The organism is Arthrobacter sp. 10N44_2, from assembly GCF_056394385.1.
The window spans coordinates 50,404-64,249 of the sequence record NZ_JBFTHT010000022.1 but is presented as its reverse complement, the minus strand read 5'-3'; the positions used below and the strand labels follow the sequence as shown (position 1 = coordinate 64,249).

The 13,846-nt window shown below is 68.4% G+C and carries 13 protein-coding genes; 8 read left to right on the top strand and 5 right to left on the bottom strand.

Translation table 11 applies throughout. The annotated features are described in order from the left end of the window. From AC1DBX_RS18775 to fabF, 6 genes are all read left to right on the top strand, one after another. Positions 1-1,317 (top strand): transketolase-like TK C-terminal-containing protein (locus tag AC1DBX_RS18775; RefSeq protein WP_476932445.1); only part of this gene is annotated, 1,317 nt, incomplete at its 5' end. Positions 1,318-1,521: 204 nt separating this feature from the next. Continuing rightward, the gene (locus AC1DBX_RS18770) at positions 1,522-2,766 is read left to right on the top strand and encodes a PucR family transcriptional regulator (RefSeq protein ID WP_018773431.1); all 1,245 of its coding nucleotides are present in this window, start codon (positions 1,522-1,524) and stop codon (positions 2,764-2,766) included. 87 nt (positions 2,767-2,853) lie between these two features. Then, complete coding sequence (locus tag AC1DBX_RS18765; protein ID WP_028275209.1) at positions 2,854-3,783, top strand: ACP S-malonyltransferase; 930 nt, start codon at positions 2,854-2,856, stop codon at positions 3,781-3,783. Beyond that, on the top strand, positions 3,780-4,841 hold the full coding sequence (locus AC1DBX_RS18760) for a beta-ketoacyl-ACP synthase III (protein WP_026537071.1): 1,062 nt from the start codon (positions 3,780-3,782) through the stop codon (positions 4,839-4,841). Before AC1DBX_RS18765 ends, AC1DBX_RS18760 begins: the two co-directional genes overlap by 4 nt. A 202-nt stretch (positions 4,842-5,043) precedes the next feature. Then, positions 5,044-5,289, top strand: a complete 246-nt coding sequence (locus AC1DBX_RS18755; RefSeq protein ID WP_018773434.1) for an acyl carrier protein — start codon at positions 5,044-5,046, stop codon at positions 5,287-5,289. Between the two features lie 177 nt (positions 5,290-5,466). Next, the gene (fabF, locus tag AC1DBX_RS18750) at positions 5,467-6,702 is read left to right on the top strand and encodes a beta-ketoacyl-ACP synthase II (protein WP_028275211.1); all 1,236 of its coding nucleotides are present in this window, start codon (positions 5,467-5,469) and stop codon (positions 6,700-6,702) included. A 131-nt stretch (positions 6,703-6,833) separates the two neighbouring features. On the opposite strand, the gene AC1DBX_RS18745 is transcribed toward fabF, so the two are convergent. From AC1DBX_RS18745 to AC1DBX_RS18725, 5 genes are all read right to left on the bottom strand, one after another. Beyond that, positions 6,834-7,337, bottom strand: coding sequence for a DUF3145 domain-containing protein (locus AC1DBX_RS18745; protein WP_026266435.1), 504 nt, complete (start codon positions 7,335-7,337; stop codon positions 6,834-6,836). A 381-nt stretch (positions 7,338-7,718) separates the two neighbouring features. Then, positions 7,719-8,699 carry a tyrosine recombinase XerC gene (locus AC1DBX_RS18740; protein WP_476871181.1) on the bottom strand — a complete coding sequence of 327 codons (981 nt, stop codon included), beginning with the start codon at positions 8,697-8,699 and terminating at the stop codon, positions 7,719-7,721. Between the two features lie 48 nt (positions 8,700-8,747). Further along, positions 8,748-9,935 carry a DNA-processing protein DprA gene (gene dprA, locus AC1DBX_RS18735; RefSeq protein WP_476932444.1) on the bottom strand — a complete coding sequence of 396 codons (1,188 nt, stop codon included), beginning with the start codon at positions 9,933-9,935 and terminating at the stop codon, positions 8,748-8,750. A gap of 45 nt (positions 9,936-9,980) precedes the next feature. Beyond that, positions 9,981-11,528: a YifB family Mg chelatase-like AAA ATPase gene (locus tag AC1DBX_RS18730; protein WP_476932443.1), complete on the bottom strand. Its 1,548-nt coding sequence runs from the start codon at positions 11,526-11,528 to the stop codon at positions 9,981-9,983. Further along, the gene (locus tag AC1DBX_RS18725) at positions 11,529-11,885 is read right to left on the bottom strand and encodes a YraN family protein (RefSeq protein WP_230012585.1); all 357 of its coding nucleotides are present in this window, start codon (positions 11,883-11,885) and stop codon (positions 11,529-11,531) included. A 171-nt stretch (positions 11,886-12,056) separates the two neighbouring features. Here AC1DBX_RS18725 and AC1DBX_RS18720 point away from each other — a divergent pair, with 171 nt between their 5' ends. After that, positions 12,057-12,479: an HAD domain-containing protein gene (locus AC1DBX_RS18720; RefSeq protein WP_223916528.1), complete on the top strand. Its 423-nt coding sequence runs from the start codon at positions 12,057-12,059 to the stop codon at positions 12,477-12,479. Positions 12,480-12,907: 428 nt separating this feature from the next. Further along, a complete protein-coding gene (locus tag AC1DBX_RS18715) occupies positions 12,908-13,837 on the top strand; it encodes a transglycosylase domain-containing protein (RefSeq protein WP_476932442.1) in 930 nt (309 codons plus the stop codon). Positions 13,838-13,846: the final 9 nt, after the last annotated feature.

Here is a 13,846-nt window from a genome sequence, read left to right as displayed (position 1 = left end):
TCCAAGCACGCCGACGTCACCCTCCCGGACGAGAAGGTCTACGAAGTCGCCAACCGCGGCTCCGGCAAGCAGCACGCCGCCACCACCATGGCGTTCGTCCGCCTGCTCAAGGACCTCATGCGGGACAAGGAGTTCGGCAAGCGGATTGTGCCGATCATCCCCGATGAGGCACGCACCTTCGGCATGGACGCGTTCTTCCCGACGGCGAAGATCTACAACCCGAACGGCCAGAACTACCTTTCCGTGGACCGCGAGCTCGTCCTGGCGTACAAGGAGTCCATCTCCGGCCAGATCGTGCACGCCGGCATCAACGAGGCCGGTTCCGTGGCAGCCTTCACCGCCGCCGGCACGTCCTACGCCACCCACGGCGAACCGCTCATCCCGGTCTACGTCTTCTACTCGATGTTCGGCTTCCAGCGCACCGGCGATTCCTTCTGGGCCGCCGCCGACCAGATGACCCGCGGGTTCATCATCGGCGCCACGGCAGGGCGCACCACGCTGACCGGCGAAGGCCTGCAGCACGCCGACGGGCACTCCCCCATGCTGGCGGCAACCAACCCGGCCGTCATCACCTACGACCCGGCATACGGCTACGAGATGGGCGTCATCATGCGTGACGGCCTCAACCGGATGTACGGCCCCGGCGAAGCCGGGAAAGAAATTGCCGACAACGATCCGTCGCGGAACGTGATGTACTACATCACTGTCTACAACGAGCCGATCGTGCAGCCGCCCGCACCGGCGGAACTCGATGTCGAGGGCATCATCAAGGGCATCTATCTGCTGGCGCCGGCCAAGATTGACGGCCCGCGCACGCAGATCCTTGCCTCGGGTGTGTCGGTTCCCTGGGCCCTCGAAGCCCAGCGGGTCCTCGCCGAGGACTGGGGCGTCTCGGCGGATGTCTGGTCCGTGACCTCCTGGACCGAACTGCGCCGCGACGCCATGGCCGCCGAGGAAGACTCCTTCCTCAACCCCGGCCAGCCCGCCCGCGTCCCGTTCGTGACCCAGCAGCTCGCCGGCGCCACCGGCCCCATCGTGGCGGTCACTGACTACATGAAGGCCGTGCCGGACCAGATCCGCCAGTTCCTGCCGAACGAGTTTGCCTCGCTCGGCGCGGACGGCTTCGGCTTCTCGGACACCCGCGCCGCGGCACGCCGCTTCTTCAAGAACGACATCCACTCGGTTGTGGTCCGTTCCCTTCAGATGCTGGCCCGCCGGGGCGAAGTGGATGCCCAGGCACCTGCCCAGGCCATCGAGAAGTACCGCCTGCACAACGTGAACGCCGGCACCACCGGCAACGCGGGCGGCGACTCCTAACCGCGCCTCAGCGCAAGAGCGAACGTTCGACGGCGGCTCCCACCGAAAGGTGGGGGCCGCCGTCGGGCGTTTAACCGCCCCGCCTCCCTCGGGCCTCCCTCCGGGGGCGCTCTGGACTCCCGCGGGCCGCTGTGATGCAGGACAAGGGCAGTTGTAGCCTTCGCACAAATGGAGCTTGGGCGGCCCGCCCCGTATGCTCAATGCATGGCAGAGCCGATCACCACTCCCGAAAAACGCAAGCCGAGCTCGAGGGCGATGACTCCGGAGAAAGCCGAAACCCTCAAGAAGCTCCGGGCCAGCGTGGGCCAGCTGTCGACGACGACGCTGCGCCAGTTGGAGAAGTCCCTGCCGTGGTACGGCCGGCTGAACTCGGATGAACGTTCCGCCCTGGGCATGGTGGCCCAGAACGGCATCGCGGCTTTCGTCACCTGGTACGAACGGCCAAGTTCGCCGTCGTGGATCCTCTCCGACGTCTTCGGCACCGCGCCCACCGAACTGACCCGCTCCATCAGCCTGCAGAAGGCGCTCCAGCTGATCCGGATCGTGGTGGAAGTCGTCGAGGACCAGGTCCCGGTGATCGCCCCGGAAGCGGACCAGGGGGCCCTCCGGGAGGCCGTGCTGCGCTACTCGCGGGAGGTCGCGTTCGCGGCCGCCGACGTCTATGCCCGCGCCGCGGAATCCCGCGGCTCCTGGGATACCAGGCTGGAAGCCCTAATTGTCGATGCCATCCTCCGTGGCGAAAATACCGACGCGCTGCGGTCCAGGATCGCGGCCCTGGGCTGGAAAGCACAGGAGCGCTTCACGGTCATGGTCGGAAATTCCCCGTCCGAACCAAGCGCCAGCTACGTCAGCGAGCTGCGGCGCACGGCGGGGCGCTTCGCCGAGGACGCCCTCGTGGGGATCCAGGGCGACCGCCTCATCCTGATCCTGGGCGGGGTCCACGACCGGGAGACCGCATACCTGAAACTCAGCGAACTCTTTGCCCCCGGCCCGGTGGTCTACGGCCCGGAGGCCGGGTCCCTCCTCGAGGCCAGCGGCTCCGCCCAGTCCGCCTTTGCCGGCCTCACCGCGGCCCGCGCGTGGCCTTCCGCGCCGCGCCCGGTGGCGGCCGATGACCTGCTCCCGGAGCGGGTGATCTCCGGCGACGACGCCGCCCGCCGCTCGCTGGTCAAGAACATCTACCGCCCGCTTCTGGCCGCCTCCAACGGGCTGGTGGAGACCCTCGGCACGTACCTCGAACTGGGCCATTCACTCGAAGCCACGGCCCGGGAACTCTTCGTCCATGCCAACACAGTGCGCTACCGGCTCAAGCGCGTCTGCGACGTCACCGGCTGGGATCCGCTGCTGCCGCGGGAGGCGTTCGTGCTCCAGACCGCCCTCGTCGTGGGCCGGCTTTCTGCCCCGCCGAAGGCCCCCACGGAGCGGCAACCTCCCCGCAACGGCTCCTGAACCGTTGTAGACTTCCTACAAACTGACCCAGTGAGCTTGGTGCATGAAAACACGAATGTTCACGCGGTAATTTGGAAAGCTGGTTACGTGCTTGCAATCGTTTGCCCTGGACAGGGCTCCCAGACCCCTGGTTTTCTGGCCCCTTGGCTGGAACTGCCACCCGTCGCAGGCCTCCTGGCCTCCCTCAGCGAAATAGCAGGCATCGACCTCACCGCCCACGGCACCACCTCCGATGAGGAGACCATCAAGGACACCGCAGTCGCGCAGCCCCTGATCGTTGCTGCGGGCCTGGTGACGGCGAAGTCGCTGTTCGACGTCGAACTCGGCACGCTTCCCGTCATCCTTGCCGGCCACTCCGTCGGCGAAATCACCGCGGCTTCCCTCGCCGGTGTCCTGTCGGAATCCGAAGCCATGACGTTTGTCCGCGAACGCGCCAACAGCATGGCAGCCGCTGCCGCCGCCACCCCGACCGGCATGAGTGCCGTCGTGGGCGGCGACCCCGCGGAGGTCCTGGCAGCCATTGCTGCCGCCGGGGCCACGGCCGCCAACGTCAACGGGGCCGGCCAGACCGTCGCCGCAGGCACCCTGGAGCAGCTGAAGGCCCTGGCGGAGAACCCGCCGGCCAAGGCCCGGGTTATTCCGCTGAAGGTCGCGGGCGCGTTCCACACCTCGCATATGGCCCCCGCGGGCGCGGCCCTGCAGGCCCTGCGTCCGTCGCTGCACCCGAAGGACCCGCAGGTGCCGTTGCTGTCCAACTTCGACGGCGCGGAAGTCACCGACGGCGCCGCCGCCGTCGACAGCCTGATCGCCCAGGTCTCCCGGCCGGTCCGCTGGGACCAGTGCATGGAGACGATGGTGCAGCGCGGGGTGACCGGCGTGATCGAGCTGGCTCCCGCCGGAACACTGGCGGGCCTGGCCAAGCGCGGCATGCCCGGCGTCAAGACAGTCACCGTCAAGACCCCGGACGATCTTTCCGCGGCCCTGGCCCTATTTGCAGAACTGGAGGGAGGGGCATGAGCGTTCCCACTCTGAAGCAGGCACCGGTGCAGGCCAACACCCGCATCATGGGTATCGGGGCTTACCGGCCCAGCGTGATCGTGACCAACGAGGACGTGTGCCAGTGGATCGATTCCTCGGATGAGTGGATCCGCCAGCGCACGGGCATCATCACCCGGCACCGCGCGCCCGCCGATGTCAGCGTGATTGACATGGCTGAGGGCGCCGCACGTGAAGCACTGCAGAAGGCCGGCATCGAGGCCTCCCAGCTCGGCGCCGTGATCGTTTCCACGGTTACCCACCCGTATGCGACCCCGTCCGCCGCAGCGAGCCTCGCCGACCGCCTCGGCGCGACGCCGGCCCCGGCCTTCGACATCTCCGCGGCATGCGCCGGCTACTGCTACGGCATCGCCCAGGGCGACGCCCTGGTGCGTTCCGGCGCGGCCTCCTACGTCCTGGTGGTCGGTGCCGAGAAGCTCTCCGACGTCATCGACAACACGGAACGGACCATCTCCTTCCTGCTTGGCGACGGCGCGGGCGCAGTCGTGATCGGCCCCTCTGACACGCCCGGCATCGGCCCCTCGGTGTGGGGTTCGGACGGCAGCAAGTGGGATGCCATCGGCATGACCCACTCCATGCTGGACATCCGCGAGCTCGCCCTGACCGGCAAGCACGGCGCCGCCGTCAGCGATGAGGAAGCGGCCGTGACCGACGCTTCCCTGTGGCCGACCCTGCGCCAGGACGGCCAGACTGTCTTCCGCTGGGCCGTGTGGGAGATGGCCAAGGTGGCCCAGCAGGCCCTGGACGCAGCCGGCATCCGGTCCGAGGACCTCGCCGCGTTCATCCCGCACCAGGCCAACATGCGCATCATCGACGAGATGGCCAAGAAGCTGCAGCTGCCCGAGACTGTCAAGATCGCCCGCGACATCGCCGACGCCGGAAATACGTCGGCGGCGTCCATCCCCCTGGCCACCCACCGCCTGCTTGAGGAAAACCCCGAGCTCAGCGGCGGGCTGGCGCTGCAGATCGGCTTCGGAGCCGGTCTGGTCTTCGGCGCCCAGGTGGTCGTGCTTCCTTAGGCAGCCACCGCTTTTCCGAACTAAATACGTTCCACCCGTTTCACCCTTGCACCGCATGTCCTTCACTTTCAGGGCCCGCCCCGCATGCTGTKCTCGCAAGCATTCCCGCACCAAGCCGAACCCTCGGTTTGAATCATTTCCGCCCTTAGGCTGCCGGCATTCCACCGGCAGCCGAGGGCAACAACCAGAAAAGGAGCCATCAATGGCTAGCAACGAAGAAATCCTGGCCGGCTTGGCTGAAATCGTCAACGAAGAGACCGGCCTGGCCACGGAGGCTGTCGAAATGGACAAGTCCTTCACCGAGGATCTGGACATCGACTCCATCTCGATGATGACGATCGTGGTCAACGCCGAAGAGAAGTTCGGCGTCCGCATCCCGGACGAAGAGGTCAAGAACCTCAAGACCGTCGGCGACGCCGTCAGCTTCATCGCCAACGCCCAGGCCTAGTCTGGCTTCCGCCAGTATCGGCGGACCCCGGTGTCCGGTCCGGGCGCTGCAGCAGCGCCCGGACCGGACCACCAGCAGCACCACGAAATGCACCACCCGAAAGTTTTCCCCTCGCAGGCCCCGGCCATCCCGTTCGCGGTTCCGGATACGGCAGGCGCACCGACAGAGAGTGATCCCATGGCACGCAAAGTAGTCATTACCGGTCTGGGTGCCACCACACCCATCGGCGGCGATGTCCCCACGATGTGGAAGAACGCGCTCAAGGGCGTCTCCGGCGCGCACACGCTCGAGGACGACTGGGTGGCCAAGTACGAGCTGCCCGTCCACTTCGCTGCACGCGCCTCCACCCCTGCCCTGGACGTCCTGACCCGGGTCGAGGCCAAGCGCATGGACCCGTCCACCCAGTTCGCCGTGGTCGCATCCCGTGAGGCGTGGGCCGACTCCGGCATCACCGAAATCGACCACGACCGTCTGGCGGTGGCCTTCGCGACCGGCATCGGCGGCGTCTGGACCCTCCTGGATGCCTGGGACACCCTGCGCGAAAAGGGTCCCCGCCGCGTCCTGCCCATGACCGTGCCCATGCTGATGCCCAACGGCCCGGCCGCCGCGGTAAGCCTGGACCTGGGTGCCCGCGCCGGCGCCCACACCCCCGTTTCCGCCTGCGCGTCCGGCACCGAGGCCGTCCACGTGGGCCTGGACCTCATCCGCGCCGGCAAGGCCGACGTCGTCGTGTGCGGCGGCGCCGAAGCCGCCATTCACCCGATGCCGATCGCCGCCTTTGCCTCCATGCAGGCCCTCTCACGCCGCAACGACGATCCCGAGCACGCCTCACGCCCCTACGACCGTGACCGCGACGGCTTCGTCATGGGCGAGGGCGCCGGCGCCCTGGTGCTCGAGGCCGAGGAACACGCCCTGGCCCGCGGCGCCCGGATCTACGCCGAACTGGCGGGCACCTCGGTCACCGCCGACGCCTACCACATCACCGCCCCGGACCCCCAGGGCCTGGGCGCCACCCGCGCGCTGAAGGCTGCGATGTTCGATGGCCGCATCCAGCCCGAAGACATCGTCCACGTCAACGCGCACGCCACCTCCACCCCGGTCGGCGACAAGCCCGAGTACGCGGCCCTCAAGGCCGCCCTGGGCAAGCACGTGGACTCCGTAGCGGTCTCGGCCACCAAGTCCCAGATGGGGCACCTGCTCGGCGCCTCCGGTGCCGTGGAGGCCGTGCTGACCGTCATGGCCATCTACGACCGCAAGGCGCCGGTGACCATCAACCTCGAGAACCAGGATCCGGAAATCCCGCTCGACGTCGTCACGACCGCCCGCGACCTGCCGGCCGGCAGCATCGCCGCGCTGAGCAACTCGTTCGGTTTCGGCGGCCACAACGCCGTGATCGCGGTACGCAGCGTCTAGCTGCACGACCAGCAGCACGCCCGCAGCACGCCGGGACGGCAGATGGCGGCAATGTTCTTCGTGAACATTGCCGCCATCTGCCTTTTGGCGCGTAGCTATGGAATTGCTGCGGTGGTGCGCCCGGTGAGGCCCTAGCCGACCTGGTGGAGCCAGCGCACGGGGGCGCCTTCGGCGGCGTGCCGGAACGGCTCGAGTTCCTCGTCCCAGGCCTCGCCCAGGGCGAGCGAGAGCTCGTGGTAGACGGCCGAGGGGTCGCCGGCGCCGGATTCGTAGGCGTAACGGATGCGGTCCTCGGACACCATGATGTTGCCGTGGACGTCAGTGGTGGCGTGGAAGATCCCGAGCTCCGGGGTGTGCGACCAGCGGCCGCCGTCCACCCCCTGGCTCGGCTCCTCAGTGACTTCATAGCGCAGGTGCGCCCAGCCTCGCAGAGCCGACGCCAATTGAGCCCCCGTGCCCGGCGTTCCGGTCCACGACAGCTCGGCCCGGAACATTCCGGGCGCGGCAGGCTGAGCGGTCCACTCCAGGTCCGTCCGCTTGTCCACGACAGACCCTATGGCCCACTCGACGTGGGGGCACAAGGCAGTCGGGGCCGAGTGAACGAACAACACACCTCGGGTCAGTGCAACAGACATTCCATCCTCCATAGCTGTAGGTACGTCTTCCCCAACGACCTGTGCCTGGATGTCTGTCTGTTGCGCGGATCCGAATTTATGCCGGCGGTCCCTGCCAGACTACTAATATACAACCGGGTTCAAAGCTGGGACGTGGTGCATTCCAGCTTCAAGTTCAACTTGAAACTTCCCGGGCGTGAGTTTTATTCTGCCCTACCCCTCCTAATTACGCCAGTGCGATTCGGCGCGTCTTTTCCGGCGCGCCGTGCATGCTTCGGCAGTCCCGCAGGTGGACCCTGGTCCGCTTGGCGCCGGGCAGGTATGCGGGCCGAATCCGGTGTAGGAATCCGGGCCGAATTGTGTGCCTTTTCCGGCCGGCCGGACGCGCCGGACCGGCGATCCTCAGGCCCGGGGGTGCGCCTGCTGGTAGCTCTGCCGGAGCCTCTCGACGGACACGTGGGTGTAGATCTGGGTGGTGGCAAGGCTGCTGTGCCCCAGGATTTCCTGCACGGCGCGCAGATCCGCCCCGCCGTCGAGCAGGTGGGTCGCTGCGGAGTGCCGCAGGGCGTGCGGCCCGGTGGCGGCGGTGTCTCCCAGCCGTTCCAGCATCTCCTTAACCACGCTGCGGATCTGGCGCTGGTCCACTCTTCCGCCGCGCGCGCCCAGGAAGAGCGCCGGGCCGCTGGTCCCGGTGGCGAGGGCCGGCCGGCCGCGGCGGAGCCAGTCGTCGACGGCGAGCGCCGCCGGCAGCCCGTAGGGCACCGTGCGTTCCTTGTTGCCCTTGCCAAGCACCCGGAGCGTCCTGCGGTCCGGGTCGAGGTCGTCGACGTCCATGCCGGCCAGCTCGCCAACCCGGACGCCGGTGGCGTAGAGCAGCTCCACCATGGCACGGTTGCGCAAGGCCAGCGGTTCCCCCTCGGCCGAGGCGGATTCGGCGTCGTCCACGAGCCGCCGGACCTGTTGCTGGTGCAAGACGCCGGGCAGGGACTTCTCCCGCTTTGGCGCCTTGAGCCGCAGGGCGGGGTCGGCTTCGATCAGCTCCTCACGGACAGCCCAGGCGGTGAAGGCTCTGGCGGTGGCGGCGCGGCGGGCCAGGGTGGCGCGGGACTTCCCGGACTCGCTCTGGGCACCAAGCCAGCGCCGCAGGGTCCCGAGCTCCAGCCCGGCAAGGTCGTGGACGCCCTCGGTTGCGGCGTGCGCGAGCAGGCTTTCGACATCGGAGAGATAGGCCCGCACGGTATGGGCGGACCGGCCCCGCTCCGCTTCCAGGTAGCGGCCGAAGCGTGCGGCGACGAGCCGGATACCGCCGTCGAGCGCGGCGGGCGAGGCAGCGGGGGGATCCTGTGTAGACACCCTCTTACTCTGGCAGTATTCCCCCCGCATTCAAGGAGCCGGTCGGCGAGCCGCTTCTTCCCGGTGAAGCAAGCCATCTTAGTCCGCCTTCCCGGAGCGTTTCCAGCCGCCATGCCGGGATTCGGCCAGCCCCAGCAGCCCGAGCCGGCCAAGACCTGCGCGGACCGAGTCCGGGCTCAGCCCGGCCACCGCGGCAAGCTTCTCGACCGTGGTGGTGGTCCGCAGCGGCAGGGCATCGAGCAGGATCAGGTCCTCCAGGGTCAGGCCATCGTGGGCCTCGGACCGGTCTGCCTTGTCCGGGGGCATCGCCTCGCCGCTCGGGGAGGCGAGCTCGGCGATCTCCCCGGCATCCGTGACGCATACCGCGCCGCCTTCACGGAGAAGCCGGTGGCAGCCGGCGGAGTTGGCGCTGTGGATGGATCCGGGCACGGCGCCCACGGCCCTGCCCAGGCTCTCGGCATGGTGGGCCGTGTTGAGGGCGCCGGAGCGCCGCCGGGCCTCGACCACGACCGTGACGGAGGCCAACGCCGCAATGAGCCGGTTCCGCTGCAGGAACCGGTAGCGGGTGGGAGCGGACCCGGGCGGCACCTCGGCCAGGACCGCGCCGCGGTTCGCCACGGTCCGCAGAAGGTCCTCATTGCCGGCGGGGTAGAAGCGGTCCACTCCCCCGGCCATGACGGCAATGGTGGGCACGCCGCCCGCGCTTCCGGCCAGGGCCGCCCTGTGGGCGTGGGCATCAATCCCGTAGGCCCCGCCGGAGACGATCGTGAAGCCGCGCTGGGCCAGCGAGTAGGCGAGATCGCCCGTCACCGATGCCCCGTAGCTGGTGCTGTCCCGGGAGCCCACGAGGGCAACGGACCGGGCCGCCGGTGGCAGCTCCTGTTCGACGCCGCGCCACCACAGGCACAGGGGCTCCTGCAGTCCGAGGTCCGCCAGCTGCCGCGGCCACAAGTCATCCGTGGGAATGATGACGCGTCCGCCGAGCCGGTGCATGGTGGCCAGGTCCCGCTCCGGCGCGAGGTCGGGCACGCGCGGGGCCCAACGCTTCAGCGCCTCGCTGAGCCCGGACCAGCCGCTGCCGCACCCGCCGTCCGCCAGGATTCCAGTGATCGCCTGTTCGAGCCCGGGACCGGCGGCCAGCGCGCCGCTGGCAATCCGCAGGGCGTCCTGCGCCCCAACTGCCTGGACCAGGGCCAGGGCCGCCGCGTCCTGCGGCTCGAACAGGCGGGCCAGGGCGGCGCGGGCTGTTCGTTCGTCATCAATCATGGTGGTTCCTTTCGCACGGCTGGGGTGGGCTTCGTGCCGGCAGGCTCAGGGTGAGACCGCGGCGGCCTGCCGGAGGCCCAGCGCCTGCCCGACGTCGTCTGCGTCCGGGACGTCGTGCCGGGACAGGTCTGCGAGGGTCCATGCGAGGCGCAGCACGCGGTCGTAGCCGCGGGCGGTCAGCACTCCGCGTTCCAGTGCGTAGTCCAGGATGCGGGTGGTGGGGGCATCGAGCCGCAGGGACCCGCGCAGCAGCCGCCCCGGCACCTGCGCGTTGGTTTCCATCCCGAATGGAAGCAGCCGGTCCAGCTGGCGCGTCCGGGCAGCCCGGACCCTTTCCGCGATGCTGGCCGTTCCCTCCTCGGCTGCAGGTTGGCCGAAGCCGGCGAGCGAGACCCGCTCGACTTCGAGCTGGATGTCGACCCTGTCCAGCAGCGGTCCTGACATCCGGGCCTGGTACCGGCGGCGCATGATGGGCGTGCAGATGCAGTCCACTCCTTTGCCCGTTGCCTTGCCGCAGGGACAGGGGTTGGCTGCAAGGACCAGCTGGAACCGCGCGGGATAGGCCGCGGACCCGGCCGAGCGGTGGATGACCAGCTCTCCGCTTTCCAGCGGCTGCCGCAGGGCGTCCAGGACGCCGCGGTCGTACTCCGGGGCCTCATCCAGGAAGAGCACCCCGCGGTGCGCGCGGGATGCCGCCCCGGGCCGCGGCAGCCCGGACCCACCACCGATGATGGCAACCGCCGTCGCGGTGTGGTGCGGGTTCTCGTAGGGCGGGCGGCGCAGCAGCTGCACGGAGCCCGACGGCAGCGAACACAGGGAGTGGATGGCGGTCACCTCCATGGCCTCGGTGTCGCCCAGGTCCGGCAGCAGCCCGGGCAGCCGCTCCGCGAGCATGGTCTTCCCGGCACCAGGCGGTCCGGTCAGCAGCAGGTGGTGGGCACCGGCGGCGGCCACTTCCAATGCACGCCGCGCCGCCGCCTGGCCGGAGACATCGCACATGTCCGGCGCCAGGGCGGGACCGGTGCCGGGTTCGGGGTGGCCGGAGTCCTCGGTCTCGGGTTCGAAGTCGAGAGCGAGGTCCTGCGGGTCCGCGCCGCAGTCGAACGCGAGCCGGGCCAGTGTGGCGTAGCCCCGGACCTGCGCGCCGGGGACCAGTTCGGCCTCCGCCACGTTGGCCCGGGCCACGACGACCTCCGGGTAGCCGGCCCGGACCGCGGCCATCACGGCCGGAAGGATACCGCGCACTGGCCGCAACCGGCCGTCCAGGCCGAGCTCGGCGATGAAGACCGTGCGGCCCGTGGGCCTGATGTCATTCGCCGCCAGCAGCACGGCCATCGCGATGGCGAGGTCGAATCCCGAACCGCGTTTGGGCAGGGATGCCGGAATGAGGTTGGCCGTGATCTTCCGGCGGCTCAGCGGGATCCCCGAATTCTGCGCCGCCGAGCGGATCCGTTCCTTGGCCTCGTTCAGTGAGGCGTCCGGCAGGCCCAGGATCACGAACGCCGGCAGGGTCTGGCCAATGTCAGCTTCGACCTCCACGATGTAGCCGTTGAGGCCCACGAGGGCGACAGAATAGGTCCGGCCCAGGGCCATCTACCCCACCCCTTTGAGGTGCTCGAGGGCGGGCTCACCGATGCCGTCGTCGACCACCGCGATCACGTCCACGCGGCACAGCGGCATCCACAGCCCCTGGGCACGGCACCACGCCGCTGCCAGCCGGTGGAGCCTGGCCAGCTTGTCCGCGCCGACAGCCTCAAACGGATGCCCGAAGGCCAGGGATTTCCGGGTTTTCACCTCGGCGATGACCAGCGCGTCGCCGTCGAGCGCGACAATGTCGATCTCACCCTCCGGGCAGCGCCAGTTCCGCTCCACGATCCTCATGCCGTGGGCCTGCAGGAAGTCCGCAGCGAGGTCCTCCCCGCGCCGGCCCAGCACATCCTTAGCTCTCATGCCTCCAGCGTGAAGCGCCGCCACTTACGACGACAGGGCCCACCTCGGCTATGTGGAAAACGTCGCCGGGCTGCAAGAGCACATGCGTGATGAGAAGAGTATCCGCAGCCCGCTCAGCACTGCTGATCGCATAATCAAGGCAGAACGAAAGAACTGCAGGAGGAACAAGGAATGAAGGTACTTTTCCTCGACATTGACGGTGTCGTCAACCGCGTTGGTACGAGACAGAGCTTTCGCGGCTTCATGGGCATCGATCCTTTCCTGGCGTCCAAGGTCTGCAAGATCATCTTCGACACGGACGCAGCCGTTGTTCTAACGTCCACATGGCGGCATATCCCCGGCGGCCGTGAAGAAGTCGACAGACACGTTTGCAAGACCTTTGACGTTACTCCGACGGCGGACACAGGTTTTCGTGGCGAGGAAGTGAAGATGTGGCTGGACCGGCATCCGGAAGTTGCGCGGTATGCAATCGTCGACGATGACACTGACTTCTATGCCGATCAGCCCTTGTTCAAAACGAGCTGGCAAACGGGAATCTCCGACGAGGTTGCGCAGCAGGTAACCGAATTTCTCAACAGTGGAGATAACCCATGAGTGCACATCTACCAACGTTGGGACACTTCGCCGCGACGCCTGCCGACGGCCCCGGATCTGGGCGGATCCCGGGCGGCCACTTCGGGCGATCAAATCCGTGGCGGCATTGACAGGACGTGTTGATGCGATTGTCAGGCAACGAAACGTAGCCAATGCCCGCACGGCCCACCTAGGCTTTTCCCAACCCCCTCGAATTCCGCGGGGCGTCCGTAGTCTCTCCTGAGGATCGGCCGAAGGATCGGCGTATGGAATATCGAGCGGCCCAGCCACTGGGAACGCAGCAGCTTACGGAACCAGGTCCGCCCGGCAGGCAGGCGGGCCCCAGCTGGCCCCCACCAGCGCGTCCTGAGACCGAGACCGCACCGCGGCTTGCGCCAGGATCCGGGCCCGCACCAGGGCGGCCTGAGCCCGAGACCTGGCCGCCACCAGTGCGGTCAGAACCCGGCCCCGCGCCAGAGCCTGAGCCAGCGGCTCCGGCGGTAAAACGCAAGCACCGGGTCCGGCGTCTGCTCGCCAGGATCTTCAAGTTCGCCCTCGCCATGGTGGTCATCACGGAGCTGGCCGCCGTCTCCTTCATCTGGTTCGCTCCCCCGCGCACTGCCTACATGCTGCAGACCGGCGGCCCGATCGCCTACCAGTACGTGTCCCTGAACCACATCAGCCGCTATGTCATCGCCGCGGCCGTCGCCCACGAGGACCAACAGCTGGGAACGCGTGTTGGCGCGTTCTCCGTCGATGAGTTCCGGGACAGGGCAGTCGCCTACCTGCAGGGCAAGGATGACCCGAGCGGTTCCACGGTCCCGCAGCAGCTGGTCAAGAACATCTTCCTGTGGCCTGATGCGAATGCCCTGAGGAAGGGGCTGGAGGCCGGGCTTGCAACCGAGTTCAGCCTCACCCTGACCCCGCAACGGATCATGGAGCTGTATCTGAACTACGCGCAGTTCGGCCCGAAGCTGTACGGCATCTGCGCGGCGAGCTGGTACTACTTCGACGAACCCCCGTGGAATATGTCCGAGTATCAGGCCGCGCAACTGATGGGGGTCCTGCCACTGCCCACACTCGTCACCCGGGCGGCGGAAGGCGGCATCTACCTGGGCCCGGGGGTCCACCCCAAAGTGTGGGACTACGTCAACGGTGCGGCCAACGTGTGGGTCCCCAAGCAGATCGAGGGGCTCGGCGGATGGAAGGCGGCCGTCGCAACCATCGGCATCGGCGACACGGCGTCCGACCACGCCGCCGAGCGGGGATCCGCGAACCCGGATGGCTGCGGTTCGTATCCGGAGAGTGTGCTGGACCTGCTGCGGCAGCAGGGCATTGCCCTGGACCGCAACGGAAACCCTGCGCCACCCGGGGGCTAGGAATCGAAG